This window comes from Sphingomonas faeni (assembly GCF_023195535.1).
Classification (GTDB): Bacteria; Pseudomonadota; Alphaproteobacteria; order Sphingomonadales; family Sphingomonadaceae; genus Sphingomonas; species Sphingomonas faeni_B.
Genome location: NZ_JALPNF010000003.1, coordinates 323,999 through 350,314, shown reverse-complemented (window position 1 = coordinate 350,314; position 26,316 = coordinate 323,999). Strand labels below are relative to the sequence as shown.

30 protein-coding genes and 1 pseudogene are annotated in these 26,316 nt (G+C 65.1%); 17 read left to right on the top strand and 14 right to left on the bottom strand.

Going from position 1 to position 26,316, the window contains the following annotated elements; genetic code table 11:
• Positions 1 to 106 precede the first annotated feature (106 nt).
• From SPHN_RS08850 to hrcA, 3 genes are all read right to left on the bottom strand, one after another.
• A complete protein-coding gene (locus tag SPHN_RS08850) occupies positions 107 to 1,330 on the bottom strand; it encodes a threonine synthase (RefSeq protein WP_248522762.1) in 1,224 nt (407 codons plus the stop codon).
• Positions 1,331 to 1,509: 179 nt separating this feature from the next.
• A complete protein-coding gene (gene grpE / locus SPHN_RS08845; protein WP_248522760.1) occupies positions 1,510 to 2,049 on the bottom strand; it encodes a nucleotide exchange factor GrpE in 540 nt (179 codons plus the stop codon).
• 25 nt (positions 2,050 to 2,074) lie between these two features.
• Positions 2,075 to 3,118 (bottom strand): heat-inducible transcriptional repressor HrcA, encoded by a 1,044-nt coding sequence (hrcA, locus tag SPHN_RS08840; RefSeq protein WP_248522759.1) that lies wholly within the window; start codon positions 3,116 to 3,118, stop codon positions 2,075 to 2,077.
• A gap of 229 nt (positions 3,119 to 3,347) precedes the next feature.
• Between hrcA and rph the strand changes: the two genes are divergently transcribed.
• Both rph and rdgB read left to right on the top strand, forming a co-directional pair.
• On the top strand, positions 3,348 to 4,064 hold the full coding sequence (gene rph, locus SPHN_RS08835; RefSeq protein ID WP_056055360.1) for a ribonuclease PH: 717 nt from the start codon (positions 3,348 to 3,350) through the stop codon (positions 4,062 to 4,064).
• Entirely contained in the window at positions 4,061 to 4,711 is a 651-nt protein-coding gene (rdgB, locus tag SPHN_RS08830) for an RdgB/HAM1 family non-canonical purine NTP pyrophosphatase (protein WP_248522758.1), read from the top strand. Before rph ends, rdgB begins: the two co-directional genes overlap by 4 nt.
• A 165-nt stretch (positions 4,712 to 4,876) precedes the next feature.
• Here the strand turns inward: rdgB and SPHN_RS08825 are convergent, their stop codons facing one another.
• Together SPHN_RS08825 and SPHN_RS08820 are read right to left on the bottom strand one after the other, a co-directional pair.
• Positions 4,877 to 5,587: an EAL domain-containing protein gene (locus SPHN_RS08825; protein ID WP_248522981.1), complete on the bottom strand. Its 711-nt coding sequence runs from the start codon at positions 5,585 to 5,587 to the stop codon at positions 4,877 to 4,879.
• A 151-nt stretch (positions 5,588 to 5,738) separates the two neighbouring features.
• Positions 5,739 to 6,296, bottom strand: a complete 558-nt coding sequence (locus SPHN_RS08820; protein ID WP_248522757.1) for a CAP domain-containing protein — start codon at positions 6,294 to 6,296, stop codon at positions 5,739 to 5,741.
• A gap of 43 nt (positions 6,297 to 6,339) precedes the next feature.
• Here SPHN_RS08820 and hemW point away from each other — a divergent pair, with 43 nt between their 5' ends.
• The 8 genes from hemW to SPHN_RS08780 all read left to right on the top strand — a co-directional run bounded on the left by hemW (position 6,340) and on the right by SPHN_RS08780 (position 15,235).
• Complete coding sequence (gene hemW / locus SPHN_RS08815; RefSeq protein ID WP_248522980.1) at positions 6,340 to 7,512, top strand: radical SAM family heme chaperone HemW; 1,173 nt, start codon at positions 6,340 to 6,342, stop codon at positions 7,510 to 7,512.
• Between the two features lie 99 nt (positions 7,513 to 7,611).
• On the top strand, positions 7,612 to 8,337 hold the full coding sequence (locus tag SPHN_RS08810) for a peptidylprolyl isomerase (RefSeq protein ID WP_248522756.1): 726 nt from the start codon (positions 7,612 to 7,614) through the stop codon (positions 8,335 to 8,337).
• Positions 8,338 to 8,344: 7 nt separating this feature from the next.
• Positions 8,345 to 9,370 (top strand): tRNA preQ1(34) S-adenosylmethionine ribosyltransferase-isomerase QueA, encoded by a 1,026-nt coding sequence (queA, locus tag SPHN_RS08805; RefSeq protein ID WP_248522755.1) that lies wholly within the window; start codon positions 8,345 to 8,347, stop codon positions 9,368 to 9,370.
• 8 nt (positions 9,371 to 9,378) lie between these two features.
• Positions 9,379 to 9,834 (top strand): EF-hand domain-containing protein, encoded by a 456-nt coding sequence (locus SPHN_RS08800; RefSeq protein WP_248522754.1) that lies wholly within the window; start codon positions 9,379 to 9,381, stop codon positions 9,832 to 9,834.
• Between the two features lies 1 nt (position 9,835).
• Positions 9,836 to 10,987, top strand: a complete 1,152-nt coding sequence (gene tgt / locus SPHN_RS08795; RefSeq protein WP_248522753.1) for a tRNA guanosine(34) transglycosylase Tgt — start codon at positions 9,836 to 9,838, stop codon at positions 10,985 to 10,987.
• Positions 10,984 to 11,181 (top strand): hypothetical protein, encoded by a 198-nt coding sequence (locus tag SPHN_RS08790; RefSeq protein WP_197978314.1) that lies wholly within the window; start codon positions 10,984 to 10,986, stop codon positions 11,179 to 11,181. Before tgt ends, SPHN_RS08790 begins: the two co-directional genes overlap by 4 nt.
• Positions 11,182 to 11,189: 8 nt before the next feature.
• Entirely contained in the window at positions 11,190 to 14,015 is a 2,826-nt protein-coding gene (locus SPHN_RS08785; RefSeq protein WP_248522752.1) for a M16 family metallopeptidase, read from the top strand.
• 236 nt (positions 14,016 to 14,251) lie between these two features.
• The gene (locus tag SPHN_RS08780) at positions 14,252 to 15,235 is read left to right on the top strand and encodes a cell wall hydrolase (protein WP_248522751.1); all 984 of its coding nucleotides are present in this window, start codon (positions 14,252 to 14,254) and stop codon (positions 15,233 to 15,235) included.
• Positions 15,236 to 15,865: 630 nt separating this feature from the next.
• On the opposite strand, the gene SPHN_RS08775 is transcribed toward SPHN_RS08780, so the two are convergent.
• The 5 genes from SPHN_RS08775 to SPHN_RS08755 all read right to left on the bottom strand — a co-directional run bounded on the left by SPHN_RS08775 (position 15,866) and on the right by SPHN_RS08755 (position 18,200).
• Positions 15,866 to 16,096: a hypothetical protein gene (locus SPHN_RS08775; protein ID WP_056060610.1), complete on the bottom strand. Its 231-nt coding sequence runs from the start codon at positions 16,094 to 16,096 to the stop codon at positions 15,866 to 15,868.
• A 102-nt stretch (positions 16,097 to 16,198) separates the two neighbouring features.
• Positions 16,199 to 16,411 carry a cold-shock protein gene (locus tag SPHN_RS08770; protein ID WP_031394996.1) on the bottom strand — a complete coding sequence of 71 codons (213 nt, stop codon included), beginning with the start codon at positions 16,409 to 16,411 and terminating at the stop codon, positions 16,199 to 16,201.
• 278 nt (positions 16,412 to 16,689) lie between these two features.
• Positions 16,690 to 17,103: a glycine zipper 2TM domain-containing protein gene (locus SPHN_RS08765; RefSeq protein ID WP_248522750.1), complete on the bottom strand. Its 414-nt coding sequence runs from the start codon at positions 17,101 to 17,103 to the stop codon at positions 16,690 to 16,692.
• A 77-nt stretch (positions 17,104 to 17,180) separates the two neighbouring features.
• Positions 17,181 to 17,636 carry a DUF3597 domain-containing protein gene (locus SPHN_RS08760; protein WP_248522749.1) on the bottom strand — a complete coding sequence of 152 codons (456 nt, stop codon included), beginning with the start codon at positions 17,634 to 17,636 and terminating at the stop codon, positions 17,181 to 17,183.
• A 231-nt stretch (positions 17,637 to 17,867) separates the two neighbouring features.
• Positions 17,868 to 18,200, bottom strand: coding sequence for a hypothetical protein (locus SPHN_RS08755; RefSeq protein ID WP_248522748.1), 333 nt, complete (start codon positions 18,198 to 18,200; stop codon positions 17,868 to 17,870).
• A 105-nt stretch (positions 18,201 to 18,305) separates the two neighbouring features.
• Here SPHN_RS08755 and SPHN_RS08750 point away from each other — a divergent pair, with 105 nt between their 5' ends.
• Entirely contained in the window at positions 18,306 to 18,539 is a 234-nt protein-coding gene (locus SPHN_RS08750; RefSeq protein WP_248522747.1) for a DUF433 domain-containing protein, read from the top strand.
• Between the two features lie 59 nt (positions 18,540 to 18,598).
• Positions 18,599 to 18,859 (top strand): annotated as a pseudogene (locus tag SPHN_RS08745) (DUF5615 family PIN-like protein); the annotation flags it as partial.
• A 64-nt stretch (positions 18,860 to 18,923) separates the two neighbouring features.
• Here SPHN_RS08745 and relB read toward each other — a convergent pair.
• The 4 genes from relB to uvrA all read right to left on the bottom strand — a co-directional run bounded on the left by relB (position 18,924) and on the right by uvrA (position 23,489).
• Positions 18,924 to 19,100 (bottom strand): type II toxin-antitoxin system RelB family antitoxin, encoded by a 177-nt coding sequence (gene relB, locus SPHN_RS08740; protein WP_248522744.1) that lies wholly within the window; start codon positions 19,098 to 19,100, stop codon positions 18,924 to 18,926.
• An 82-nt stretch (positions 19,101 to 19,182) separates the two neighbouring features.
• Positions 19,183 to 19,602 carry a hypothetical protein gene (locus SPHN_RS08735; RefSeq protein ID WP_248522743.1) on the bottom strand — a complete coding sequence of 140 codons (420 nt, stop codon included), beginning with the start codon at positions 19,600 to 19,602 and terminating at the stop codon, positions 19,183 to 19,185.
• Between the two features lie 35 nt (positions 19,603 to 19,637).
• Positions 19,638 to 20,540 carry a hypothetical protein gene (locus tag SPHN_RS08730; RefSeq protein WP_248522742.1) on the bottom strand — a complete coding sequence of 301 codons (903 nt, stop codon included), beginning with the start codon at positions 20,538 to 20,540 and terminating at the stop codon, positions 19,638 to 19,640.
• A gap of 51 nt (positions 20,541 to 20,591) precedes the next feature.
• Entirely contained in the window at positions 20,592 to 23,489 is a 2,898-nt protein-coding gene (gene uvrA / locus SPHN_RS08725; protein ID WP_248522741.1) for an excinuclease ABC subunit UvrA, read from the bottom strand.
• A gap of 104 nt (positions 23,490 to 23,593) precedes the next feature.
• On the opposite strand from uvrA, the gene SPHN_RS08720 reads away from it, so the two are divergent.
• From SPHN_RS08720 to SPHN_RS08700, 5 genes are all read left to right on the top strand, one after another.
• Positions 23,594 to 24,220, top strand: coding sequence for a hypothetical protein (locus SPHN_RS08720; RefSeq protein WP_248522740.1), 627 nt, complete (start codon positions 23,594 to 23,596; stop codon positions 24,218 to 24,220).
• A 269-nt stretch (positions 24,221 to 24,489) separates the two neighbouring features.
• Positions 24,490 to 24,678: a hypothetical protein gene (locus SPHN_RS08715; protein ID WP_248522739.1), complete on the top strand. Its 189-nt coding sequence runs from the start codon at positions 24,490 to 24,492 to the stop codon at positions 24,676 to 24,678.
• A gap of 100 nt (positions 24,679 to 24,778) precedes the next feature.
• A complete protein-coding gene (locus SPHN_RS08710) occupies positions 24,779 to 25,069 on the top strand; it encodes a hypothetical protein (RefSeq protein WP_248522738.1) in 291 nt (96 codons plus the stop codon).
• Positions 25,059 to 25,412: a hypothetical protein gene (locus SPHN_RS08705; protein ID WP_248522737.1), complete on the top strand. Its 354-nt coding sequence runs from the start codon at positions 25,059 to 25,061 to the stop codon at positions 25,410 to 25,412. The genes SPHN_RS08710 and SPHN_RS08705 overlap by 11 nt, the downstream gene beginning before the upstream one ends.
• Positions 25,399 to 26,304, top strand: a complete 906-nt coding sequence (locus SPHN_RS08700; RefSeq protein WP_248522736.1) for an aldo/keto reductase — start codon at positions 25,399 to 25,401, stop codon at positions 26,302 to 26,304. The genes SPHN_RS08705 and SPHN_RS08700 overlap by 14 nt, the downstream gene beginning before the upstream one ends.
• The last annotated feature ends 12 nt before the right edge of the window (positions 26,305 to 26,316 follow it).

The window sequence follows — 26,316 nt, the reverse complement described above, 5'->3', positions numbered from 1 at the left end:
GAAGACCCCTTTTGTAACGAAGGGCGCCCCGTTGCAGACAACCTGGATCAATTTCAACCAACGATCTGGTAGATCGCGATCATCCAGATCGGCGGAAATCGGTTGATTACAGCGAGTCGAAATCGATAGGTCGTGTCCGATCAAGCGCTTGCGGCGCCTCAGGCATTGGATATTTCAAACCGGTCGCGCAGTTGAAAAGTACGATCTTGTCGTCCTCGTCGACCAACCCGGTGTTCAGCGCCTGATGATACGCCGCCAATGTCGCACCGCCCTCCGGGCATAGCAGCAGCCCGTCCTGCTTCGCCGCCGCGTCGACCGCCTTCAGAATCGCTGGATCGCCGACCGCGAGCGCCTGCCCACCGCTTTCGCGCACCGCCCGCAGGATCAGAAAGTCGCCGACCGCCTTCGGCACACGAATGCCGGCTGCGACGGTGCTCGCGTCTTCCCAACGCTCGGCATGCTCCTCGCCGGCCTCGAACGCGCGCACGATTGGCGCGCAGCCGCTTGCCTGCACCGCGAACATCTTGGGCCGCTCCGAGCCGATCCAGCCGAGCTTTTCGAGTTCGTCGAACGCCTTCCACATCCCGATCAGGCCGGTGCCGCCGCCGGTCGGATAGAAGATCGCATCCGGCAGTTTCCAGCCGAACTGCGCGGCGAGTTCGAGCCCCATCGTCTTCTTGCCCTCGATCCGATAGGGCTCCTTCAACGTCGAGAAATCGAACCAGCGGCCTTCAGCGGCGCCCTTGCCGACGATCGCGCCGCAATCGTCGATCAAGCCGTTGACGCGCCAGACGCGCGCGCCCTGCATAGCGATCTCGCGGACGTTGATCTCGGGGGTGTCGTCCGGGCAGAACACGATCGTTTCGATCCCGCAGCGCGTCGCATACGCTGCCAGCGCCGCGCCCGCATTGCCGTTGGTCGGCATCGCGATTTTCGTGACGCCGAGTTCCTTGGCCATCGCGACGGCCATGACGAGCCCGCGCGCCTTGAACGAGCCGGTCGGGAGGCGGCCTTCGTCCTTCACGAGCACGTTGGGGCCGCCGGACTTGGTCAGCGGCACGAGTGGTGTCTCGATCTCGCCGAGGCTGACGATGTTGTCCGTGTGACGGACCGGAAGCAGTTCGCGCCACCGCCAAAGGTCCGTCGGCCGCGCTTCGATCGTGTCGCGCGAGATCGCGGATCGCACAGCGTCGAGATCGTAGCGCACCAGCAACGGCCGCCCGGCACGCGACAGCCCATGAAGCTGGTCCGCCTCATACCGCTCGCCGGTGATCGAGCATTCGAGATGCGTGACGAAAGTCTGGCGATCGGTGGTGAGGTTCTGGTTCATGGACTGACTTTCAAATCCTCCCCTGCAAGGGGAGGGGGACCAGCGCAGCTGGTGGAGGGGGCGTGCCACGGGCGTACCGCTCGACGTAAACGCGCCCGGCCGCAGATGGTACGCGGGAGGAGAGCCCCCTCCACCGCCACGCAAGCGCGTGGCGGTCCCCCTCCCCGTTCCGGGGAGGATTACCCCGCCTTGGCGACGCCCACCATAGCCGGACGCAGCAGGCGGTCCTTGATCATGTACCCGGCCTGCATCTCCTGGACGATCGTCCCCGCAGGCTGGTCGCTCGGGATTTCCATCATCGCCTGATGCTTGTTCGGGTCGAGCATCTGGCCCTCCGCGGCGATCTTGGTGATGCCGTGGCGCTGGAACACGCTCTCCAGCTCGCGCCCGGTCGCTTCGAGACCAGTAACGAGCCCCTTCATCTTCTCGTCCGAGCGCAGGTCCGCCGGAATCGCCGAAAGCCCGCGCGAGAGGTTGTCGGCAACCGACAGCACATCGCGCGCGAACGCCGTGGCAGCATAAGCACGCGCGTCCTGTGCTTCCTTCTCGGCGCGGCGGCGGACGTTCTGGATCTCGGCCTGTGCGTAGAGAACGTTTTGCTTGGCCTCAGCGAGCTGGTTCTCAAGCTCGGCGACGCGGTCGTTCGAAGCCACCTCAGGCGCGTCTTCAGCGGTTTCTTCGCGCAGGTCTGCAGGCATGTTCTGGTCGATGTCGGACATTGCTTTCCCTATAAAATTGGCCGGCTCAACCCATCAACCGGGCGAGCGTTGCAGCCGTGAAATCCACCATGGGCACGACGCGCGCATAGTTCAACCGCGTCGGGCCGATGACGCCGACCACGCCGACCACCCGACCGTCCAACCCGCGAAACGGTCGCGCGATGACCGAAGACCCTGACAACGCGAACAATTTGGTCTCCGCGCCGATGAAAATCCGGGTCGAATCGCCCGCCCGCGCGCTGTCCAAAAGCGATGCGACTTCCTGCTTTCCCTCGAGATCGTCGAGCAGGTCGCGCACCCGGTCGAGATCGGCGGCGGCGGCGGCATCGATCAACCGCCCCTGCCCGCGCACGATCAACACCGGGCGGCGATCCGCATCCTCGCTCCACACCGCAATCCCGCGCTCGACCAGCGTCCGCGCCGCGCCGTCAAGCGCCGCCTGCCCGTCCGCCAGCTCACGCTCGATCCGGCCGCGCGCTTCAGCCAGCGTCAGCCCGCCGAGCGTCGTCGACATATAATTACCCGCCTCGATCAGCGCGGACGCCGACATGCCCTTGGGCAGCGCGATCACGCGGTTCTCGACCGAGCCGTCCTCGCTGACCAGCACCGCCAGCGCCTGCTCCGGCGACAGCGCAACGAACGCGATCTGGCGGAGTTTCAGCTCGCGCTTGGGCACCATCACCAGTCCCGCACAGGCTGAGAGTCCCGACAGCGCGAGCGTGGTCGCGGCCAGCGCCTCCTCGACCGGGCCACCGACGCCGGCGCGCGCCTCGATCGTCTGGCGTTCCTCGATCGACGGCTCCATCGCCTGCATCATACCGTCGACAAACAGTCGAAGCCCCCGGTCGGTCGGCATCCGGCCGGCGCTGGTATGCGGGCTGGCGAGCAGGCCGAGACCTTCGAGTTCGCCCATCACACCGCGAATCGAGGCGGGCGAGAGGCTGAGGCCGGTCAGCTGCGCGATCGTCTTCGACCCGACCGGCGTGCCGCTAGCGAGATAGCTGTCGACCACCGCACGAAAAATGTCGCGCGCGCGATCGGTCAGTTCGGTGACTGGGGGCGTGGCCATCGCTTTGATCTAGGGCGGATCGACCTTTGCCAAAAGAGGGAATGCAGCCCGCCCAGCCTCACCCCCACCCGTCATCCTGACGAAAGTCAGGACCCAGAGCCACACAGGACGCCGTTCGGTTACCCTGGGTCCTGACTTTCGTCAGGATGACGGCGGTGGTTGGGCTGGCGAGCACGGAAACGAAAGGCTAGGCAGCGGGCAACCACTCACTTCCGTTAGGACACCGATTATGCGCCCATCCGGCCGCGCCCCAGACCAGATGCGTGCGATCACGATTGAGCCGCGCTTCACCAAGCATGCCGAGGGCTCCGTCCTGATCGGCTTCGGCGACACGAAAGTGCTCGTCACCGCCAGCGTCGAGGAGAAGGTGCCGCCGTTCATGCGCGGCAAGGGCGAAGGCTGGGTGACCGCCGAATACGGCATGCTCCCGCGCGCCACCAACACGCGCAACAACCGCGAGGCCGCCAAGGGCAAGCAGTCGGGGCGCACGCAGGAAATCCAGCGGCTGATCGGGCGCAGCCTGCGCGCGGTCGTCGACCTGAAGCTGCTCGGCGAGCGCCAGATCGTGATCGATTGCGACGTGATCCAGGCCGACGGCGGCACGCGCACCGCGTCGATCTCGGGCGGCTGGGTCGCGCTACGGCTCGCGATCGACGGCTTGCTCGCAAGCGGCAAGCTGACCGCCGACCCGCTGACGCAGAAGGTCGCGGCGATCAGCTGCGGCATCTATCAGGGCAATCCGGTGCTCGACCTCGACTATATCGAGGATTCGGGCGCGGATGCAGATGCGAACTTCGTGCTGCTGGAAAACGGCAACATCGCCGAGGCGCAGGCGACCGCCGAGGGCGCGACCTATGACGAGGAGGCGCTGCTCCGCCTGCTGCGGCTCGCGCGGATCGGCTGCACGGACATCTTCGCGGCCCAGGCCAAGGCAGTCGCCAAGTGAGCGGCGAGGGCCCCTTTGAGGAGGGCAAGGAACCGCAGGCGATCCGCAAGCTCGCCCCCGGCAAGCTGGTCATCGCCAGCCACAACAAGGGCAAGGTCCGCGAGATCGCGGCGTTGCTCGAAGGCCGCGGGCTCGAAGTCGTCTCCGCCGCCGAACTCGACCTGCCCGAGCCGATCGAGACGGGCACCACCTTCTTCGCGAACGCCGAACTGAAGGCGCGGTCGGCCGCCGACCTGTCGGGCTACCCCGCGCTCGCGGACGATAGCGGGCTGTGCGTCGATGCGCTGGGTGGTGACCCGGGCGTCTACACGGCGGATTGGGCGGAGACGCCGAACGGTCGCGACTGGATGATGGCGATGCAAAAGGTCGAGGACGCGGTCGTCGCGAAGGGCCCGGACGTCACCCGCGGCGCGCATTTCGTCAGCGTGCTCGCGCTCGCATGGCCCGACGGTCATGTCGAATGGTTCGAAGGTCGCGCCGAGGGTACGCTGACCTGGCCGCCGCGCGGGAATGTCGGGTTCGGCTACGATCCCGTCTTCGTGCCGCTCGGCTACGACCAGACCTACGCCGAACTCCCGCACGAAACGAAGAACGCGATCAGCCACCGCAACGAGGCGTTCAAGCTGCTCGAAGCCGCGGTGTTCTGATTTGCCGTGAGGGCGGCGTATCGATCCTCCCCCACCAGGGGGAGGTGGCACCGCAGGTGACGGAGGGGGAGGACACGGAGCCGACGTTACCCTTTCCTCCCCCTCCGTCTGGCTAGCGCCAGCCACCTCCCCCTAGCGGGGGAGGATTACAAATTTCGCACCGCTTCAAACGGCGATCAGCTGCTTCCTCGGCCAATTCACCACCGGCAAGGCCTCGAACGCCGGTTTCGCCAGCAGATACCCCTGGATGTACCGCACCCCGAGATTGCGCAGGGCGTTGAACTCGCCTTCGGTCTCGACCCCCTCGGCGATCACCGAGATCCCCAATCCGGCGCACATCCGCAGCATCCCCTCGACGATCATCCGCCGCGGCAGACTCGTGTCGATGTCGCGGATCAGCTCCATGTCGAGCTTGATGATGTCCGGCTGGAACCGCGCGAGCAGGTTCAACCCCGCATGTCCCGCCCCGAAATCGTCGAGCGCGGTGCCGAAGCCCATCTTCTGATACGTCGCGATGATGTTCGCGACATGCGCCGGATCGAGCATCTCCTCGTTCTCGGTGAACTCGAAGATCAGCCGATCGGTCGGCATCCCGACCGCGCCCGCAGTCTTCAGCGTGAGCTGGATACAGGCCGCCGGCGAATACACCGCGTTCGGCAGGAAATTGATCGACAGCCGCGCGGGCGTATCGAGCAGCCCAGCCTTCACCGACGCCTCGATCGCGCGCACCCGGCATTGCTGGTCGAACGCGTACAGGTTCTCCCCGTCGACCTGGCCCAGGACGCTTGCAGCCGACTGCCCCTCGGGACCGCGCACCAGCGCTTCGTACGCGAAGACCGTCTCCGTCTCGACATCGACGATCGGCTGGAACGCCATCGAAAAGGCGAACGACAGGCCGACGCCATCACGGCATCCGACGCAACCGATACGGGGGACATCGGGTGAAGGTAGTGGTCTCATTAAAGTAGGTTAGCCGGCAACCACTTAAGAAAATACCACCGCTCCAGAACTACCGGCTTGCTCCAGATCAATACGCGCGTTCGCCGAAGACGTTGCCGGGCGGCGAATAGCGGCACACCAGATAATCGTCGGTCTTGTTGCTCGCCATCGCGCAGCCGACCTGCGTCGAACCGCGCCAGACGATCTGCGTGTAATGCGCGACGTCCTCGAATTTGCCGGTGCGGCTGAACCCAGGAGTCGGCTGGTTGGTAAAATCGCGCTTCTCGGCGACCCAGTGGCCGATCATCTCGCGATAGGCATAGGCATAGCGCGTGCCGGTCCACAAATTCTCGCCTTCGCGGCTCATGCCCTGCGGTTGCGGGGCGTGCGCGAATTTCCGCGTGCGCGCCATCTCCTCGGCATAGGCGCGCGCGGTGGTCGCCAGCGTGTCGCTCCAGGTCAGCGGCGCGACGCCGACGGCAGCGCGCGCAGCGTTGTGGCCGTCCATCATCGCTGCCTTGAGCAGGCTCGCACCACGCGGGGCCGGCGCCATCGATTCGCGCGGCTCGACGACTCGCTCGGGCCCCTGCGCGCAGCCTGCCAGCATCAGCGCCCCGGCGATCGCCAAACCCATCCGTGCCGTCATTGCGCTTCCTTCGGCCGCCCCGTGCGACCATATGCGCGAGATAATGCTCGCCACCGAAACACCAAGCCCCATCCCCCATCAAGCGGGCGATCTCGCGCTCTACGTCCATTGGCCGTTCTGCGTGTCGAAATGCCCGTATTGCGACTTCAACAGCCATGTCCGCGACGAGGTGGACCAGGCAGCCTGGCGCGCCGCGCTGCTGACCGATCTCGACTGTGAAGCGCGCGTGCTGCCGGGGCGGAAGTTGCAGTCGATCTTCTTCGGGGGTGGCACGCCGTCGCTGATGCCGCCCGAAACCGTCGCGGCCGTGCTGAATGCGGCGGAGAAGGCGTGGGGGTTCGCCGAGGGGATCGAGATCACGCTGGAGGCGAATCCGTCCTCGGTCGAGGCGGCACGGTTCGCCGATCTGGCCAGCGCAGGCGTGAACCGCGTGTCGCTCGGGCTGCAGTCGCTCGATGACGAGGCGCTGAAGTTCCTCGGCCGCGCGCATGACGTAAACGAGGGACAGGCGGCGCTCGCGACCGCGCAGAGCGTCTTTCCCCGCGTCAGTTTCGACCTGATCTATGCGCTCCCCGGCCAGCGGCTCGACGACTGGCGCGCAGAACTCGCGCGTGCGCTCAGCCTGGGGACGGAACATCTCTCGCTGTATCAGCTGACGATCGAGGCCGGCACGCGGTTCGCGACCGAGGCGCTCGCGGGGCGGATCGTGATCCCGGACGGCGATTCGGCGGCGGACCTGTTCGAGGCGACGCGCGCCGACACCGCGGCGGCAGGCTTGCCCGCATACGAGACGTCGAACCACGCGCGGCCGGGGTCGGAGAGCCGCCACAATCTCGCGTACTGGCGGTACCAGGATTATGCCGGGATCGGCCCGGGCGCGCATGGCCGCCGGGGCGGGCTGGCGACGGTGCGACGCAAGAAGCCGGAGAACTGGCTGGCCGCGGTCGACCGCAACGGCCACGGGATGGAAGTCGAGGACCCGCTGACGCCATCGACTCGCGCGACGGAGGCTTTGCTGATGGGATTGCGGCTCGCGGAAGGGGTCGATCTGGACCGGATCACGGCGCTGAACGCGGGTATCGTGCCGGTCGATCTGACCGCGGTGGCGCGACTCGAGACGCTCGGACTGATCGCACACACGCCGGGGCGCCTGCGGGTTACCGAGGCTGGGGCGTTGCTGCTCGACGCGATCCTGCCGGAGATCGTGACGGCCTGACGCGCCGTTCGCACCCGCACGTTCAGATTGGCGCAAGCGGGGATTTGCTCTAAGTGGCGGCAGCCTGGTTGCGCCGGGCCTCTTGCGAGTGGGAATTTGATGCGCTTTTTCGCCGGTATGTTCGCGTTGCTCGGGTGCCTTGTCGCGGTGCCGGCGGGCGCCGCGCAAAACAAGGAAGTCGCGGCGCCTGCCGTTCGCGCGACCCCGCCCCTGACAACGGATACACAGAATCTGCTGCTGCTCGACCTGTCGACCGGCGGCCGCGTGACGATATGGCTGCGGCCCGACGTCGCGCCGCTGATGGTCGAGCGGATCAAGACGCTGACCCGCCAGCATTTCTATGACGGCCTAGCGTTCCACCGCGTGATCGACGGCTTCATGGCGCAGGGCGGCGATCCCAAGGGCGACGGCACGGGCGGCTCGACGCTTCCCGACGTGAAGGCCGAGTTCAATTACCTGCCGCATGTTCGCGGGGCCGTCTCGGCAGCGCGGTCGGAGAAAGAGGACAGCGCGAACAGCCAGTTCTTCATCGTCTTCCAGCCGCGCCTCAGCCTCGACAAGAAATACACGGTGTTCGGTCGCGTGATCGACGGAATGCAGTATGTCGACGCGATCGTCCGCGGAGAGCCGCCCGCGAACCCGTCGCGAATCCTGCATGCGTATATCGCCGCGGACAATCCTCCGGCATATGTCGCGGGTCCTCCTGCCCCGGCGCTGGGTGCACCGGTGACGTTGCCGGGGACGGCTTCGGGTCCGGACGCGGCCAAGCCCAAGCTCGCGCCGGCCCGCAAGGCGCCGGTCAAAAAGGCTCCTGCAAAGAAGTGACCTCGCGTTGAACGTCGACCTTTTCGACTTCGACCTGCCGACCGACAACATCGCGCTCCGCCCCGCGGCGCCGCGCGATGCTGCGCGGATGTTGGTGCTCGAAGGTGACACGACCCGGGATGCGGGCGTGTCGGATCTGCCGTCGCTGCTGCGACGCGGCGATCTGCTCGTGTTCAACGATACGCGCGTGATCCCGGCGCAGCTCGACGGCCGCCGCGGCGATGCGAAGATCGGCGCGACGCTGCACAAGCGCGAGGGACCGCGGCGCTGGCGCGCGTTCATCCGCAACGCAAGGCGGCTACGCGATGGCGACGTGATCGCGTTCGGCAATGGCGTCAGCGCGGCGGCGGTCGATCGCGAGGACGACGGGAGTTACGCGCTGGTGTTCGCGGGCGACGAGCCGGTCGAGCTGTTGCTGGAACGCGCGGGCCACATGCCCCTGCCCCCGTATATCGCCGGCAAGCGCCCGACCGACGAACGCGATGCGGACGATTACCAGACGATGTTCGCGTCCGAGCCGGGTGCGGTGGCGGCTCCGACGGCGGCGCTGCATTTCACGCCGAAGCTGATGGCGGCGCTTGAGGCCGCGGGTATCGAGCATGCGACGCTTACCCTGCATGTCGGCGCGGGCACGTTCCTTCCCGTGAAGGCGACCGACACGACCGAGCACAAGATGCACGCCGAATGGGGTCGGATCGATGCCGCGACTGCCGACCGGCTGAACGCCGTGCGCGCTGGGGGTGGCCGTGTGATCGCGGTCGGGACTACGTCGCTACGGTTGATCGAGAGCGCGACCGGCGAAGACGACGTGATCCGTCCATTCGATAGCGACACCGCGATCTTCATCACGCCGGGCTATCGGTTCCGCGGGATCGATGGGTTGATGACCAATTTCCATCTGCCGCGCTCGACGTTGTTCATGCTGGTGTCGGCGCTGATGGGGCGCGAGCGGATGCAGGCGGCGTATGCGCATGCGATCGCTGAAAAGTATCGCTTCTACAGCTATGGCGACGCCTCGCTTCTGCTGCCATGACTGGCGGCATGCTGCTCGCCTTCGCTTTGCTCCAGGCTATTATCGCTGCCCCGCCGCCCGCGGGGACGCCACAGCCGCCTGCAACGATCTTCGCCGAGCCCGCGGCCATGTTCATCGCCGCTTGCGATGCGAATGGCGATGGCCGCGTGACGCAGGCCGAGCTGACCGCGTGTGTCGCGCGGAGCTATGCCACCGCCGAGGGCGCGGCGACGGGATCGATCGGGTACATCGCCTATGCCGATTGGGCGCAGGCTTGGCTCGGCGACCGTAACGCGTTGCCGAGCCCGTTCGAGGTCGATCGCGACGGCGACAATCGGATCACACTCGCTGAACTTCAGGCGCGGTTCGCGCAATTCTTCGCAAGGTTCGACCGCGACAAGGATGGCGTGCTGACCCGCGCCGAACTCATCACCATCCGCGGCGCGCCGGTCGGCGATCGCTACGGCATCCGCAAGAAAAAGTAATATGACCACCCGTCCCCGCTTCGACTTCACCATATTCGCCACCGACGGCAAGGCTCGCACCGGCGTCATCGCGATGCAGCGCGGCGACATCCGCACGCCCGCCTTCATGCCAGTCGGCACCGCGGCGACCGTGAAGGGGATGAAGCCCGCCGACGTTGTAGCTGCGGGCGCCGACATCATCCTCGGCAACACCTATCACCTGATGCTGCGGCCGGGTGCGGAACGGGTCGCGCGGCTCGGCGGGCTGCATGCGTTTTCGGGCTGGTCGAAGCCGATCCTGACCGATTCCGGCGGCTATCAGGTTATGAGCCTCGCCGATCTGACCAAGCGCTCCGAGGAGGGGGTGTCGTTCAAGTCGCATCTCGACGGCACGCGACATCTGCTTAGCCCGGAGCGGTCGATCGAGATCCAGCGATTGCTCGGCTCGAACATCGTGATGGCGTTCGACGAACTGGTGCCGACGACCTCGACGCGCGAGGTGCAGGCGGCGGCGATGGAGCGGTCGATGCGCTGGGCCAAGCGATCACGCACGGCGTTCGATGCGGGCGAAGCGCATGCCGAGAACAATGCGATCTTCGGGATCCAACAGGGCGCGCTGAACGAGGGTTTCCGCAAGTCGTCGGCGGATGCGCTGATCGATATCGGCTTCGACGGCTATGCTGTCGGCGGGCTGGCGGTCGGCGAGGGCCAGGAGGCTATGTTCGGATGCCTCGACTTTGCGCCGGGGCAGTTGCCGGTCGACAAACCGCGCTATCTGATGGGGGTCGGCAAGCCGGACGACATCGTCGGCGCGGTCGAGCGCGGGATCGACATGTTCGACTGTGTGATGCCGACTAGGTCGGGGCGCACCGGCCAGGCGTTCACGCGGACCGGGCCGATCAACATCCGCAACGCCAAGTTCGCCGAGGATATGGGGCCGCTCGACCCCGCCTGCCCCTGCCCCGTCTGCGCGACCTGGGGCCGGGCGTATCTGCATCACCTCGTCCGGTCGGGCGAAATGCTTGGCGCAATGCTCATGACGGAGCATAACATCTGGTTCTACGAAACGCTGATGGCGGACCTGCGGGCGGCGATCGCCGCGGGGACGCTGACGCAGTTCGCGAATGATTTCCGTGGCGTGTATGCCCGGAAGAGTGAAGGAGAGCCCAAGTGACCATCAAGATCGACAGCGATACCCCGAACGAGATCCTCGCCGCCGCGAAGGAGGCCAAGCTGCAGGCCGAAGCCGCCGCGCACAACGCCGCCGAGAAAGCCAAGAGTTGGCCGCTCGCGAAGATCGGCCTGGGCGTCGGCATCGGCTCGGCGGCGATTGCGGGCGCGGTGCTGTTCGCGAACCGCAACAAGTAAGGACCTCCATGCGCCACCTCCGCTCCGCTCTGCTGCTGACCGCGGCATGTCTTCCCGTGGCGGCGGTGGCGCAGACCGCTCCCGCACAAGTTTCGGTCAAGCCGATCGCCTATACCGAGCGTACGCTGCCCAATGGCCTGCGCGTCTATGCGATCCGCGATACCGGCACGCCGAACGTGTCGGTGCAGGTCTGGTACGACGTCGGCTCGAAGGACGACCCCAAGGGCAAGTCCGGGTTCGCGCACATGTTCGAACATCTCATGTTCAAGTCGACGCGCAACCTCGTGTCGGAGCAGATGGACCGGCTGACCGAGGACGTCGGCGGGTATAACAACGCGTCGACCAACGACGACTACACCAATTATTACGAGGTGATCCCCGCCAACCACCTCCAGCGGCTCCTGTTCGCGGAGGCCGACCGGATGGCGAGCCTCGTCGTCGAGCCCAAGAGCTTCGGGTCCGAGCGCGACGTCGTGAAGGAGGAACTGCGCCAGCGGACGCTCGCCCAGCCGTACGGCAAGCTGTTCTCGATCTATTATCCTGAGCTCGCCTATCAGGTTCATCCCTATGCGCGGCCGGGGATCGGCAGCCTGGAGAATCTGGAAGCTGCCGGGATCGACGACGTCCGTGCGTTTCATGCGACCTATTATCGGCCCGACAACGCGATCCTCGTCGTGTCAGGCAATTTCGACCCGGCGCAGCTGAACGGCTGGGTCGACCAGTATTTCGGGGGGATCAAGAAGCCGACCGCGGCGATCCCGCGCGTGACGGTAGCGGAGCCCGCGCGGACCAAGGCCGTCACGCGGACGGTGTACGAGCCGAACACGCCGTTGCCCGCGGTGCTGGTCAGCTATCACCTGCCGCCGGATCGCGACGCCGACATTCCCGCGCTGATGGTGCTGAAGGCGGTGCTGGCGACGGGCGAGAGTTCGCGACTGTACGAAAGCGTCGTGTACCGCGATCAGCTCGCGCAGTCGGCCGAGGCCTTCCTCGATACCAAGCAGGCGACCGGTAACATGGTCGTCTACGCCATCCTCGCCGGCGGCAAGACGGTCGAGGCGGGCGAAACCGCGTTGAAGCGCGAGATCGCCCGGTTCCGCGATACGCCGGTGACCGCCGCCGAACTGGCCGAGGCCAAGAACGAGATCCTGACCCAGTCGATCCAGTCGCGCGAGACCGCCGAGGGCAAGGCGAGCACGCTGGCCGCCGCCGTGCTGGTCGACGGTGATCCACAAGCAGCGGACAACCAACTTGCAGCGATTACACGGGTAACGGCGGCGGATATCCAGCGCGTGGCGCGGAAATATCTAGGCGAGGGCCAGTCGGCGACGATCCGGTACATGCCGCTTGCCGCCAAGCCCGCCGCCGGCGTTGCAGATACGATCGCGGTAGCGCCGACCGTGCAGGTTGCCGACCTGAAGGCACCTGCGAACATCGCAATCGTGACGCCCGCGCCTGAGGGGCAGCGCGTCCAGCCACCCGCGCCGAGCGCGCCGATATCACCGACGATCCCGCAGCCGGTCGAGGTTCGTCTCGCCAACGGCATGCGGCTGGTCACGGTAGAGCGGCACGACCTGCCGATCGTTACCGCGTATCTGGTGACCGCGGGCGGCGCGGCGACCGATCCGGCGAACCGCGCAGGGGTCAGCAGTCTGTCGGCGGAGTTGCTCACCAAGGGCACGAAGACGCGCTCGGCAACGCAGATCGCGCGGGCAATCGAGGGGCTTGGCGGCGCGATTGGCAGTTCGGCGGGGAGCGATGGCGCAGCGGTCGACGTGACCGTGAAGTCGGACCAGCTCGCACCAGCGATGGCGATCCTCGCGGATGTCGCGATCAACCCGGCGTTTGCGTCAGAGGAGATCGAGCGTGCGCGGACACAACAGATCGACGCGGTAACGCTGGCGTTGAAGGATCCGGCGCAGGTCGCAGGGCTCGTTGCGGATCGGGCCGTCCTCGGCGCGTCGCCTTATGGCGCACCGAACGGAGGCACGCCGTTGTCGCTCAAGGCGATCACGCGAAACGACATTACCGCGGCGTATGCGCGGAGTTTCCAGCCGGGTCAGGCGACGCTGATCATGGTCGGCGACGTCACCGCAGCGCAGGCGAAGACGCTTGCCGAGGCACAGTTCGGCGGGTGGACGTCGGGCAGCGTCGTGGCGGCCACGGCGCCCCAGGTCACCTACCCCAAGCCTCGGGTGATCGTCGTCGACATGCCCGAAGCGGGTCAGGCGGGCGTCGTGGTGGCGCGGCCAGCGATCGCGCGGAACGATCCGCGCTATTATCCTCTGGCGGTCGGCAACACGGTGCTGGGCGGCGGCTTCTCGTCGCGGCTGAACCAGGAAATCCGGATCACGCGCGGGCTGGCCTATGGCGCAGGCAGCGGGCTCGATGCGGGCAAGACGCAGGGCACGGTCGCGGCGCGGACGCAGACCAAGAACCCGACCGCCGCCGAAGTGGTGACGCTGATCGCCGCCGAGATGACGCGGATGGGGTCTGCCCCCGTCCCTGCCGCTGAACTCGATACGCGCAAGGCGGTGCTGGTCGGCAATTTCGGGCGCGGAATCGAGACGACGTCGGGGGTTGCCGGGATCCTCGGGGCGTATGTCCAGAACGGCGTGCCGCTGGGTGAACTGCAGCGCTACACCGGCGCGGTCGGCGCGGTCGATCCCGCGTCGGTGCAGGCAGCTGCGGTCGTGTTGCTCGACCCGAAGGCGGCCAGCATCGTCGTGGTCGGCGACGCCAAGCAGTTCATCGAACCGCTGCGCAAGGCCTATCCGAACGTGGAATTGATCCCCGAGGCCGCATTGAAGCTGGATACCGCAACCTTACGGTAAGCCATCGCTGCTAAGCCGATCCGTGACCCGACAAGGCGAGGTTCGCCAACGGCGGCAGATGGAGGGCCGGGAGCAATCGGCAATCGGTATCGTCCCGTGGTGGCACGATCGAAATCCGGGCGCGATCGGATCGCGGAAATCGGCTATCGATCAGCGTTGTCTGGCGCATGAGCATTCCGCTCATCCACACGATATGAGGTAGCAGCGTGCGCGTTCGGGTGCGAACAGTTCGGCTTATGCGCCGCATTTGGTTGGCGATGATGGCCACAGTGCTGGTGATCGGCGCAGGCATCTCTGCGCACGCAACACTCCGCGTCATCTCCGCGCGCAATGCGGCACGGGACCAAGCGATGGTCGCGGCCGAAGCGCGCGGGGTGTCGAGCCACGTGTCGTCCACCGATCAGGAAACCGCGGCGCCGGCGGCTGGCGTGACGGGGACAATCGACCTGCCCGATCTGCCGATCCCCGCGGGTGCGATCCTGGATGCGGGCGTCGTGCCGGCGCGACCGTTCTCGATGGCAGGCGCGTCGGCGCTCGACCGCGACCGTGCGCTGCAGTGCCTTACCGCCGCGATCTATTATGAGGCCGCGTCCGAGTCCGACGCCGGGCAACAGGCGGTGGCGCAGGTCATCCTCAATCGCGCGCGCCACCCGGCGTTCCCGGGGACAGTGTGCGGCGTGGTATATCAGGGATCGGAGCATGCAGGCTGCCAGTTCAGCTTCGCCTGCGACGGTGCGCTCGCCCATATGCCGGCGCGAGCAGCGTGGGTGCGCGCGGCGCGCGCGGCGGGGATGGCGCTGGCGGGCTATGTCTATGCGCCGGTCGGGCTGGCCACGCATTATCACACCTATGCGGTGACGCCGGCGTGGAACCGGGCGCTGGTCATGACCGACGTGGTCGGCGCGCATTTCTTCCATCGATGGAAGGGGTATTGGGGCACGTCCGCCGCGTTCAATCAGCGCTATGCGGGCGGCGAGCCGGTGCCGGGGCCGCATATGACCTTGCCCCCAGTCGCGCCGCCGACACCGCAGATGATCGCTACGGCTGGGGCAGCGGCGGGGGCAGCGGCGGTCGCCGTTCCGGTGCCGGTCGCGCCGGTGGTGCTCGCGGAGGTTAAGCCGGTGTCTGCCAAGCCAGCCGTGCCGGTCGTGACGGATATGTTACCACCGGAATCGCAGATTCTCGATCGGTGGAAGGATTCGGGGAAGCCGTTGAAATAGGCTCCGGTATCGGGCCTGTACCTTTCTTGCCCTGCCGCTGCCGGTTGGAAAATTGTCCCTTGCTCTGACGCGAGCACCGGTTGGATCAGGGCGGGCGAAGAGTTTTTGCGCGCGGAGGCGCGGAGGACGCGGAGATGGTGCGCTCGGGGCCCCTACCCGACTTGCATGGGCAGATCGACTTTGGATTTGGTCTTCCGACCCGCTGTGACTCGGCATTGTGCAGGACCTTCAGCCATGCGCGGAGTACCTCCAGTCTAGAACCGACAGAGCGCGTCACATCTCAGTGTCATTCCCGCGCAGGCGGAGATCCCTGTTGGCAAGACTCGGCGAACAGTGCGGGACATCTGAGGATATGGGTCCCCGCCTCCGCGGGGATGACCAGGGATCGTAAAGTTGCTCAGGCTCCTTGTGGCAGCGCAGCGCTAAAGCCGTGCAACTTCGCAATATGTAGAATGCCGAAGCGCCGGTGTTCGATCACGGGCGGCTCGGCTGAAATCTCCGCGCTCTCTGCGTCTCCGCGCGAACCCCTTCATCTTTGACCGAGGTCCAATACATCGAAGCGCAAGAAAAAACCCGAGCGCATCGCTGCACTCGGGTTTCATTAAATGCGATCTGTCGTCGACGGTTCGCCTATTCGGCGGGGACCATCGACGGGGTGCCGATCATCATGCGTTCGCCACCGGGGGGGGCGGCTTCGCGCGCGGCGCGGAGGATCTGGGTGCGTTCTGCGCGCGAGGCCATGTCGTCCCAGGCCTTTTCGGCGCGGCGGCAGCGATCGCGGACGTTGTCGAGGAGGGCAGCATCGCCGTTGCGACGCTCTTCATCAGCGCGGGCCCGGTAAAATTCTGGATTATCGGCCATGCTGGTGCGCTCCTGCGAGAGAATTAGATAGAGTTGGTGCGGCGATCCGAAGACCGCCGCACCGCAACCGAGATCAGGCGGCGGATTTCTCCGCCAGCGAGATCAATCGGCTGGCTGGAGGTTCACGGCCGACTGCTTGCCGCGCTTGTCGGGCTCGAGCTCGTAGGTGACGCGCTGGTTCTGGTTCAGCGTCGGCATGCCGGCGCGCTCGACTGCGGTGATGTGCACGAATGCATCATTGCCGCCGCCATCCGGCGCGATGAAGCCATAGCCCTTGTCGGCGTTGAAAAACTTGACGGTTCCGGTGATAGCCATGAAGTGGCTCCTTCTTAGTAGAGAGTAACCCGACGTTCGGGCGACCCGTGCCGCGGAGCAGGGAAAGAAGGAGAAAGGTGCCGCAAAGCGCCAAGAACCGTCGATATGCGACTGTAGCTGAGCCCTATATGGGCCAAGATCGCCGTAATTGCAAATCTCGCCGGTAAAATGGGTCAAGAACTGCGTCGATTACCGCCCATAATATTTTCGCGCGAACCGTGTCGGGCGATCAGAATTCAAAACGACCGGCGCCGATATTTCGGCGCCGGTCGAGGACTTTAGCGGCAGCGCGTGTCGTTGCCGGAGCGATCGACCGCACGCCCGGCGAGCGCACCGCCAGCCGCACCCAGGACGGTACCGAGCAAGCCGGAGCCGCCCGGTGCGATGACGTTGCCCAGCACCCCGCCCGCGACTCCGCCGACGATCAGCCCGGTGGTACCGTCGTTGCGGCGGCAGTAATACCGGCCGTCGTTGCCGCGATAGACGCGTTCGTTGCGCGACAGGCGGCGCTCGCGATAGCGGCGGTCGTCGCGATAATAGCGCCCCGCATCGTAGCTGCCATAGGCAGGATCCGGGCGATTATAGTCGTAGGAACGATAGCGCGGGTCGACGCCGTAGCGGCTGCCTCCGTCGCCGACGCAGCCGGCAACCAGGGTAGAGGCGGCCAGCAGGCCCAGCATCGCAACGCGCATTTCGTGTCCTTTCAGAAGGTTGATACTGACAACGTAATGATCGGCGTCGACCTTTGGTTGCCGACGCCGATTGAGGCTCAGTCCTTGAGGTTGGCGGGCACGGTGCCGCCGTTCTTCTCGAGCTCGCGCATCACCGCCTTGATCAGCCACATGTTCATTTCCGCGCTGCCGTCCTTGGCGCCGGTATAGCCGAGCTCGGTGGCAAGTTCCTTGCGGTTATCGAGGCTCGAATCGAGATCGAGCAGCTTCATCAGGTCGACGATCGAGGTGCGCCAGTTGAGATCGACGCCCTTCTTCGCTGCGATGCCCGAGAGCACGGCCTCGACGTCGACCGCCGGGGCGGGTGCGGCGGGTGCAGCCTGCGGGGTCGGCGCGGCGGTGGTCGGCGCTGGCTGGGCGGCGGTAGTCTGCGGCGCTGGGGTCTGCGGCGTAGGGGTCGGGGCGGCGTCCGCCTTGGGCGTGCCGAAATGCCCGCTGCCAAGCGGACCCTTCTCACCGAAGATAGCGGACTTGATCTTGCTGAAGATGCTCATGGGGGTCTCCGTCGTGTAAGAGTCTGACGGCGGGAGAACGCCCGGTGTGGGATTTGGGTGCAGGCTCCGCGACGGGTGACGACGGAACGTCGGGGCGCTGCGATCTGCCCGGTCAAGATCGGGGGCAAGATTGGACGCCGGGGCGGGCGCAGGACGAGGCTCCAAGTCCAGCTCGGCGCCGCGGAGGGAATGAGGCCCCGCCCCGCCCCGCCCCGCCCTGCCCCGCCCGCCTCAGCCGAGCGTCGAACCGCGATCCGCGGCGAACGACGGCGCCGGACCGGTGGCGGGACGCAGCGCCTCGCGCTCGGCCTTGGTGGGGACAGCGGTCGGATCGGGACGGAAGGCCTCCGGCGCGCGATCGTCCGCACCGGGGCGCGGCTTGTCGAGCGCGAGATCGGGCGCCGCATGCTCGGCGGGGTTCTTCTTCGAGCGCAGGAAGACCGCGAGCAACGCCCCGCCCAGCCCGATCGCCGCGGCGCCAATCGAGAGTGCGTTGCGGCCGAACGTTTTTGGCTTCGGCTTCGGGTTGGACTGGTGGGGATGGCGATGGTCGAAATTGGGCATGGGGTTCGTCCGGTGTTGTTGGCTCGGGAGACTCAACGGGTCGGGACGCTGGGGTGTTCCGCTGACAGGCTTGACGCTAGGACCTGTCCGTCGCACCTTCTCGCCATGGCGCTCGCCGGCTTTCCCCGCATCTCGATAGACCCCGGCGTTTGCGGCGGTCGGCCCGTTGTCACGGGCACGCGTGTTCGGGTTACCGACGTTCTCGAAATGCTGGCGGGCGGCGCGGTTATCTCGGAGATCGTTGCCGACTTTCCCTATCTCAGCGAAGCCGATGTGCAGGCGACATTGCGCTATGCGGCAGCGACGACCGATCATCCGGTGGTGCTGGCCGCCGAATGAAGTTCCTCTTGGATGCGCAGCTACCTCCGGCCTTATGCAGGTGGTAGCGAGATCGGGGCGAGGACGCGACGCATGTTTCGGAGATCGAGATGCTTGCCGCGAGCGATCGCGCCATCGCCGCTCGTGCCGAGGCCGACGCATCGGTGCTGGTTAGCAAGGACGACGATTTCGTCTATCTCCGGCACCCGGACCGGTTCGCTCTGGTGTGGCTGCGCTGCGGCAACGCGTCCAATCGCGCGTTACTCGCATGGCTTGAGCCGCGATGGGATCAGGTCGCGATGCTACTTCGGAACGGCGAACGGCTCGTGGAAGTTCGCTGAGAGGCTAAGGTCTAGGACAAGGAAAGCCGCCGCGTCGCTTTATCCGTCCAGACGAGCGGCAGCGTCAACGCGGCTTATGTTTGTCGAGGATCGCCTGCGCCATTGCCATTACCTCAGCGTGTGGGATGCTGGGTGTGTCCGAAGCCATCGCACGCTCGACCTTGGCGCGGAACCACACATCATACGCGGCAGCATCCTCGCTGGTCGCGAACTCCGACTCGATGGGGGTTAGAGCGGGCATGCACACAAGCTTATCGATTTGCTTCGGTGAGGGAAAGGGCACCCCCAATCGAACCGCGAGCCTTGAGTGGTCAGCACAGATTCTAAGATGCCTTTACCGCAATTATCTGCGTCATCACCCACGTAAATTTAGCAATCAATATAAACATCAGGGCTATCAAAAAGGTGTTTGCCGAGATCAGAACCTGGCTACATGCTAAAGAAGCACCACCAACCATTATTGCAAAACTCCACATGGAGCTTACAAGTAGACAAACAAGCGTGAATGAAAAGATGCTCCACATTTGAGTCCGCGACTTGCTTTCGCGCAATATTCTAAATTTTTCTGAGTCGATAGCCGAAAATACAAAAGCCACAGTGGCAGATACTAACCCAAGAAGCGAGACAGAGGCACTGAACGACTCTTTGGCCACATCTGCCATTCGATCGCTTGTAACCGCCATCAGCACGTAGCCACTATTGAATGATAGATATGAAACCAATGTGATGATCGCAGCCACCATCAGATCGGCAGCCTTTTGGTATCGCCAATAAAGATTTACGACCATGGCTCGTTTGCCGTCACTGCCCCCGCAAACTTGTGCTTGTTATCGTGGTATGATTTCTGAAGAACCCTAAAAGCGTCGTCAGTTGATATCGCCTTAAACCTCGAATCGAGCCTTGCAAAATATTCGACGCTTATCAGATATTCTTCCAACAGATCGAGTGGCTTGCGCTGCTCCCCCGACCTTCCGGTAACCTTAAGCTTCGCAAAGCTTTCCCTGCTAGATGGATTGGCGAAGAGCCTTCTGGCCAAAGATTTCAGGCCATCATCTTTGCCTCTAACAGACTTTAAGACAATCTGACTCTTTTTTACATTCCCCGCTTTCTGACAAGCCTTGAAAGCCGCTCCAATATTAGGATCTCCTTCGGCAATAAGATCAGCATCAGATGTCAGTGCTTCCAACTCCAAAATTGTAACGCTTTCAAAATTCTCCAACTCTTCCATAACGTTTCTCTGGAAAAGCGGCATAAACCTTGGAGCTGATGGAAGGTTAATCCCGCCCTTGAACATCAAATACTGCCCAAGACGCCTGAGCCTTGGTGCATCTTGGTTAAATTCGGCAGCGACAATCCCATCCGCGAATATAACGATGTGACTCCAATCCATTAAACCTGCGTTTTTCTCCAACGCGAGAGGAGTAATTGACCCTTCACGTTCGACCAATGGAAGATTGTCACGCCGTATTCGAGCAAACTGGATTTTAATGGGATAAGTGACGCTTGAGACGAAAACGGCCAAGACGGTATCATCACCAGACGTTGCTTGGTACCGACCTTGATCGTTGAATGGCAAACCCGCGATATGAGCGACGACGGATTCGAGTTTATCGGCAAACTCCGCGTGATCTGCCAAACGAAAGAAATACACTTTACGCGAGACTTTAGACAAAAGCGTCATACGCACTCCCCTTAAAGACAAGGGAACTCATCACGCTTTATCTGTCAATCCTTACTCCACGTTCGCCACCCGCTTCTCCAGCAACGGCGCCAGATACTTCCCCGTAAAGCTGCCCTTGGCCTTCGCGACCTTCTCCGGCGTGCCTTCGGCGACGATCTCGCCGCCCTTGACGCCGCCTTCGGGGCCTAGGTCCAGCACCCAGTCGGCCGTCTTGATGACGTCGAGATTGTGTTCGATCACGACGACCGTGTTGCCCTGCTCGACCAGCGCGTGGAGGACTTCCAACAATTTCCGCACATCCTCGAAGTGGAGCCCGGTGGTGGGTTCGTCTAGGATATACAGCGTGTTGCCGGTGGCGCGGCGCGAGAGTTCCTTGGCGAGCTTGACGCGTTGCGCTTCGCCGCCCGAGAGCGTCGTCGCCTGCTGGCCGACCTTGACGTAGCCGAGGCCGACCTCGACCAGCATCGCCATCTTGTCGCGGATCGGGGGGACCGCCTTGAAGAACTCGGCGGCGTCCTCGACCGTCATGTCGAGCACGTCGGCGATCGAATGGCCCTTGAACTTCACCTCGAGCGTCTCGCGATTGTAGCGCGCGCCGTGGCAGACGTCGCAGGTGACGTAGACGTCGGGGAGGAAGTGCATCTCGATCTTGAGCACGCCGTCGCCCTGGCACGCCTCGCAGCGGCCGCCCTTGACGTTGAAGCTGAAGCGGCCGGGCTTGTAGCCGCGCGCCTGCGATTCCGGCAGGCCGGCGAACCAGTCGCGGATCTGCGTGAAGCTGCCAGTGTAGGTGGCAGGGTTGCTGCGCGGGGTGCGGCCGATAGGCGACTGATCGATGTCGATGACCTTGTCGAGATACTGGAGGCCGGTGATCTTGTCGTGCTTGCCCTGGACGATGCGCGCGCCGTTCAGCTCGCGTGCGGCGGCGGCGTAGAGCGTGTCGATCGTGAAGCTCGACTTGCCCGAGCCGGAGACGCCGGTGATGCAGGTGAAGGTGCCGAGCGGCAGGCTGGCGGTGACGCCGCGCAGATTGTTGGCGACCGCGTTGTGGACGGTGAGCTTCTTGCCGTTGCCCTTCCGGCGCGTGGTGGGGACGGGAACTTCGCGCGTGCCGTTGAGATAGTCGGCGGTGATGCTGCCCTTCGACTTGAGGATCTGCTTCAGCGTGCCCTGCGCGACGACCTGGCCGCCGCGGACGCCCGCGCCCGGGCCCATGTCGATGATGTAGTCGGCGGTGCGGATAGCGTCCTCGTCATGCTCGACGACGAGCACGGTGTTGCCGAGATCGCGCAGACGGCGGAGCGTCTTGAGGAGCATGTCGTTGTCGCGCTGGTGCAGGCCGATCGAGGGCTCGTCGAGAACGTAGAGCACGCCGGACAGGCCGCTGCCGATCTGGCTCGCGAGGCGGATGCGCTGGGACTCGCCGCCTGACAGGGTGCCGGAGGTGCGGTCGAGGTTGAGGTAATCTAGGCCGACGTTGTTGAGGAAGCCGAGGCGCTCGACGATCTCCTTGAGGATGCGCTCGGCGATCGCGTTCTGCTGGTCGCCGAGGTGCTGCGGCATGTCGGTGAAGAACTGGAGCGCGTCGACCACGGACAGGTGGGTTGCGTACGAAATGTCCTTCATTGCGATCTTGACCGCGAGCGCTTCGGGTTTCAGGCGCGCGCCGCCGCAGACTTCGCAGGGAGCGGCGGACTGGTACTTGCTGAGCTCCTCGCGCATCCAGGCGGAGTCGGTCTGGAGCATGCGGCGGTTGAGGTTGCCGATGACGCCTTCGAACGGCTTCGAAACGTCGTATTTCTTCTTGCCGTCGATGAAGGTGAGCGTGACGGGCTTGCCCTTCGAGCCGTGCAGGATGACGCTCTGGACCTCCGGCGGGAGTTGGCCCCACGGCGTCTCGATGTCGAACTCGAACTCGCGCGCGAGGCTGCCGAGGACCTGCATGTAATAGGGCGACGGCGGGTTGGATTTCGCCCAGGGGACGACCGCGCCCTTCTTGATGCTGAGCATGTGGTTGGGGACGACGAGGTCTTCGTCGAACAGCAATTTCTCGCCGAGGCCGTCGCAGGCCGGGCATGCACCCTGGGGGGCGTTGAACGAGAACAGGCGCGGCTCGATCTCGGAGATGGTGAAGCCGCTGACCGGGCAGGCGAATTTCTCGGAGAAGACGATGCGGCCGTCGGGGGCGTTGTTGCCGAGGATTTCGGACTTGGGGGTGTGCGGCTCGACCGGGTCGGCGGGGTCGACATAGGCGAGGCCGTCGGCGAGTTTCAGCGCGGTTTCGAAGCTTTCCGCGAGGCGCGTGGCGATTTCGCCACCGACGACCAGGCGATCGACGACGACTTCGATATCGTGCTTGTACTTCTTGTCGAGCGCGGGGGCTTCGTCGATGTCGTGGATCTCGCCGTCGATGCGGACGCGTGCGAAGCCGGCCTTCTGCCACTCGGCGAGTTCCTTGCGGTACTCGCCTTTCCGACCACGGACGACGGGGGCGAGCAGGTACAGCCGCGTGCCTTCGGGGAGCGCCATCACGCGGTCGACCATCTGGCTGACGGTCTGCGCCGCAATGGGTTCGCCGGTGGCGGGGGAGTACGGGATGCCGACGCGCGCCCAGAGCAGGCGCATGTAATCGTAGATTTCGGTTACGGTGGCGACGGTGGAGCGCGGGTTGCGGCTCGTGGTCTTCTGCTCGATCGAGATCGCGGGCGAGAGGCCCTCGATATGGTCGACATCGGGCTTCTGCATCAGTTCGAGGAACTGGCGAGCGTAGGCGGAGAGGCTCTCGACGTAGCGACGCTGGCCCTCGGCGTAGATCGTGTCGAACGCGAGTGAGGACTTGCCTGACCCAGAGAGCCCGGTGATCACCGTCAGCGTGTCGCGGGGGATGTCGATGTCGACGTCCTTGAGGTTGTGTTCACGCGCGCCGCGTACGGAAATCTTGGTCAGCATGGGGCGAAGTGTTCCATATTTGTTCGGGTGCGGCAAGCCTGTCGAGGCGCGCTTCGGTCGAGTGCAGAGATGGGTAACGCGGGTCCCGACCGAAAGGGGGCATTGTGGCGCGGCTCGACGATACTTACATGGTGTATTGGATAGACAATACAGCGTTGGAACGTGACATGGGCAAGAAGAAGGACGAGCGGAAACGGCGCGAGCGCGAGGCCGAACAGCGGCCGGTGAGCGCGCACGGATGTGCCGGCGACAACGCGCATGACGCTCGTAAAGACAGCGGAAAGAAGAATGCCGGGCACACGCATGACGCGCCGACGCCCTTTGCCGGAATTGCGGCGGCGGTCGCCCGTCAATTGGCGACGCCAGCGGGGCGTCAGGTGGTCGCGGCCGGACTGACGATGGCTGCCGCCGCCATCTCCCGACAGGATATGAAGAGTGCCGACCGCGCGGCGCGCCCTGCTGCGCCGGAGCCGCATGTGTCACCGGAAACGCCGGCATCCCCGAAGGCCGTAGCTCCGGAGACTGTATCGCCGGAAGCTGTATCGCCGGAAGCTGGCGCAAAGCCTTCGACGGACCAGCCCACCCCCAGTCCCTATGCGGGCGACACGCCGGAACCACCGCGGGGCGAATTGCCCCCCGAGATGGCCAAGGTGATGGGCGCGGTCACGGCAGGCCTGGAAACGCTGTTCGCAGGGTTCGGCAAGCCACGAAACGGCCCGCCCAAAAACTGACAGGCCTGGGCGCGCGCATTCGGCGCATGGGAAACGGTGTTGCATCCATGCTGGTGGCAATCGCCGCGGGTCCGTGCAGCCTCGTTATCCCACGCCGAGACTGACGCGCCTCAACGGCCGGCATCATCAGGCCCGCATCATTCGCAGGTGCATCATCCGATTCGGACTTGGGTGAGTTGGACACCGCGACTTGGGCGGGCCTAGCGTTTGCTCGGGGACACACATGGACAGACTTCATGCGGCTCCTCCAAGCGAACGGAGTATCTGCCATGTCTACCGAGAAAAAGGTCTGCGGCGTCGAAAGCCTGTCCGCCGAAATCAAGACACTCGCCGATAGCGCGGGCGCGTTGCACACGCAGCTCAACCGCAAGGCGGTATGCGGCGTCGAAAGCCTATCGGCCGAGATCAAGTCGGCGGTCGAGGGCCTCGCCGCGCTGCATGCCAAGGCCACCCGCTGACCACCGACCGATGACTTCGCGTCGCTCACCCCGCCTTGCCCTTGATAGGTCCCGGGAGGCGCGGGCGACGCGACCCTCTTAAAATGCATCGGAGGCGGTGATGACCCGAGCGATCAAGGCCGTGACGTTGACCGATACGCAATTGCGGATGCTCGATATCGGCGCGCCGGTAATCGTGTCGTGCGAGACACTGACCGGCGAAACCGTGGCGGTCCGGTTGCAGACGCGCGTACTCTTCGACGATACCGCGAACGATCCAGCGACCAGCCAGACCATCGCCGACCCCGGCGCCGTCGCCGACGACGGCGCCGCCATCAGCCCCGCTGCGGGCTGGACGACCCACGGCGCGTATGTCGCGGTGATGCCGGCGGGGGTGGATTATGGCAGCTAGGACGCTCGCGCTCGACCAGATGTACCGCGTACTGCGCGGGTTGCCGGGTACGATGACGCTGCGGATGCCGGACGGGCCGGAGTATATGCTGACCGTCGTCAATCCCAATGCGCCTGCCAATCGGTGCCAGGAAACGCTGGGCCTGTCGGTCACGCTGGAGGGGCCGGTGGGATCGGCCGATGCCACGACTATCACGATCGCGCTGCGCGAGCAGGATCTGACGACCTTGCGGACGGGGGCGCCGCTGCCCCTCGTGTTTGGCGCAATCCAGGTCAGCTTGCGCTCCAACCCCGGCGGGCACCTCGTGGATCTCGGCGAGGACTTGGCGCATGCCGCTCACTGAGCCCGTCGCCGTCGCCGCCGTCGCCGCCGTCGCCACGGCCATCCCGCGACCGCTGGGCCGTACGGGTCTAAATGTGTTTCCGGTCGGTCTGGGGGCGATGGCGCTTTCCATGCCGGGCGCGCTCGAGGCGGACGATGCGCCGGCGGCGGTGGTCCGCGCGGCGCTGGATGCCGGGGTGAATTTCATCGACACCGCCAATGTCTATTGTCCCATCGACGCGATCGGCGCGAACGAGCGACTGCTACGCGACACGCTGCGGGCGCTGGGTATCCGCGACGTCGTGATCGCCACAAAGGGCGGCGTCGACCGGGTCCGGCGCAAGGTCGATGCCAGCCCGGCATTCCTGCGCGCCTCCTGCATCGCCAGCCTGGTTGCCCTGGGATGCCGTGCGATCACGCTGTACCAGCTACATGCGGTCGACGATGACGTCCCGCTGGAGGACTCGATCGGCGAGCTTGCGCGGTTGCAGGCAGAAGGCAAGATCGTCCATCTCGGGATCTGCAACGCGACCGCGGACGAGCTTGCGCGCGCGCAGCGGACGGCCAGGATCGAGACTCTGCAGAACGCATGCAATCCATGGCAGGCCGAGGATTACACCAACGGCACGCTGGACGCATGCGTGGCGCAGGGGATCAGCTATATTCCGCACAGCGTGGTCGGCGGCGCGGGCCGGCAGGCCGCGGTCGCTACGGTGCCGGCAATCGCGGCGATCGCGCAACGCTACGGCGTTTCCGCGCAGGCCGTCGTCGTCGCGTGGCATCTTGCGATGGGTCCCAGCGTCATACCAATTCCAGGCGCAAGCCGGGTCGCCTCGATCGTGTCGAGCGCCGCATCGGTCGGACTGACGCTGACCGCCGCCGAAGTGCGCTCGATCACCGCAGTCGGATCTTAAGCCCTGCCCAGG

Coding starts and splice junctions, on each gene's coding strand:
- SPHN_RS08850 (WP_248522762.1), bottom strand. CDS start 1,330: ATGAACCAGAACCTCACCACCGATCGCCAGACTTTCGTCACGCATCTC.
- grpE (WP_248522760.1), bottom strand. CDS start 2,049: ATGTCCGACATCGACCAGAACATGCCTGCAGACCTGCGCGAAGAAACC.
- hrcA (WP_248522759.1), bottom strand. CDS start 3,118: ATGGCCACGCCCCCAGTCACCGAACTGACCGATCGCGCGCGCGACATT.
- rph (WP_056055360.1), top strand. CDS start 3,348: ATGCGCCCATCCGGCCGCGCCCCAGACCAGATGCGTGCGATCACGATT.
- SPHN_RS08825 (WP_248522981.1), bottom strand. CDS start 5,587: ATGGCGTTCCAGCCGATCGTCGATGTCGAGACGGAGACGGTCTTCGCG.
- SPHN_RS08820 (WP_248522757.1), bottom strand. CDS start 6,296: ATGACGGCACGGATGGGTTTGGCGATCGCCGGGGCGCTGATGCTGGCA.
- hemW (WP_248522980.1), top strand. CDS start 6,340: ATGCTCGCCACCGAAACACCAAGCCCCATCCCCCATCAAGCGGGCGAT.
- SPHN_RS08810 (WP_248522756.1), top strand. CDS start 7,612: ATGCGCTTTTTCGCCGGTATGTTCGCGTTGCTCGGGTGCCTTGTCGCG.
- SPHN_RS08800 (WP_248522754.1), top strand. CDS start 9,379: ATGCTGCTCGCCTTCGCTTTGCTCCAGGCTATTATCGCTGCCCCGCCG.
- tgt (WP_248522753.1), top strand. CDS start 9,836: ATGACCACCCGTCCCCGCTTCGACTTCACCATATTCGCCACCGACGGC.
- SPHN_RS08785 (WP_248522752.1), top strand. CDS start 11,190: ATGCGCCACCTCCGCTCCGCTCTGCTGCTGACCGCGGCATGTCTTCCC.
- SPHN_RS08780 (WP_248522751.1), top strand. CDS start 14,252: ATGCGCCGCATTTGGTTGGCGATGATGGCCACAGTGCTGGTGATCGGC.
- SPHN_RS08775 (WP_056060610.1), bottom strand. CDS start 16,096: ATGGCCGATAATCCAGAATTTTACCGGGCCCGCGCTGATGAAGAGCGT.
- SPHN_RS08770 (WP_031394996.1), bottom strand. CDS start 16,411: ATGGCTATCACCGGAACCGTCAAGTTTTTCAACGCCGACAAGGGCTAT.
- SPHN_RS08765 (WP_248522750.1), bottom strand. CDS start 17,103: ATGCGCGTTGCGATGCTGGGCCTGCTGGCCGCCTCTACCCTGGTTGCC.
- SPHN_RS08760 (WP_248522749.1), bottom strand. CDS start 17,636: ATGAGCATCTTCAGCAAGATCAAGTCCGCTATCTTCGGTGAGAAGGGT.
- SPHN_RS08755 (WP_248522748.1), bottom strand. CDS start 18,200: ATGCCCAATTTCGACCATCGCCATCCCCACCAGTCCAACCCGAAGCCG.
- SPHN_RS08750 (WP_248522747.1), top strand. CDS start 18,306: ATGGCGCTCGCCGGCTTTCCCCGCATCTCGATAGACCCCGGCGTTTGC.
- relB (WP_248522744.1), bottom strand. CDS start 19,100: ATGCCCGCTCTAACCCCCATCGAGTCGGAGTTCGCGACCAGCGAGGAT.
- SPHN_RS08735 (WP_248522743.1), bottom strand. CDS start 19,602: ATGGTGGCTGCGATCATCACATTGGTTTCATATCTATCATTCAATAGT.
- SPHN_RS08730 (WP_248522742.1), bottom strand. CDS start 20,540: ATGACGCTTTTGTCTAAAGTCTCGCGTAAAGTGTATTTCTTTCGTTTG.
- uvrA (WP_248522741.1), bottom strand. CDS start 23,489: ATGCTGACCAAGATTTCCGTACGCGGCGCGCGTGAACACAACCTCAAG.
- SPHN_RS08715 (WP_248522739.1), top strand. CDS start 24,490: ATGTCTACCGAGAAAAAGGTCTGCGGCGTCGAAAGCCTGTCCGCCGAA.
- SPHN_RS08710 (WP_248522738.1), top strand. CDS start 24,779: ATGACCCGAGCGATCAAGGCCGTGACGTTGACCGATACGCAATTGCGG.
- SPHN_RS08705 (WP_248522737.1), top strand. CDS start 25,059: ATGGCAGCTAGGACGCTCGCGCTCGACCAGATGTACCGCGTACTGCGC.
- SPHN_RS08700 (WP_248522736.1), top strand. CDS start 25,399: ATGCCGCTCACTGAGCCCGTCGCCGTCGCCGCCGTCGCCGCCGTCGCC.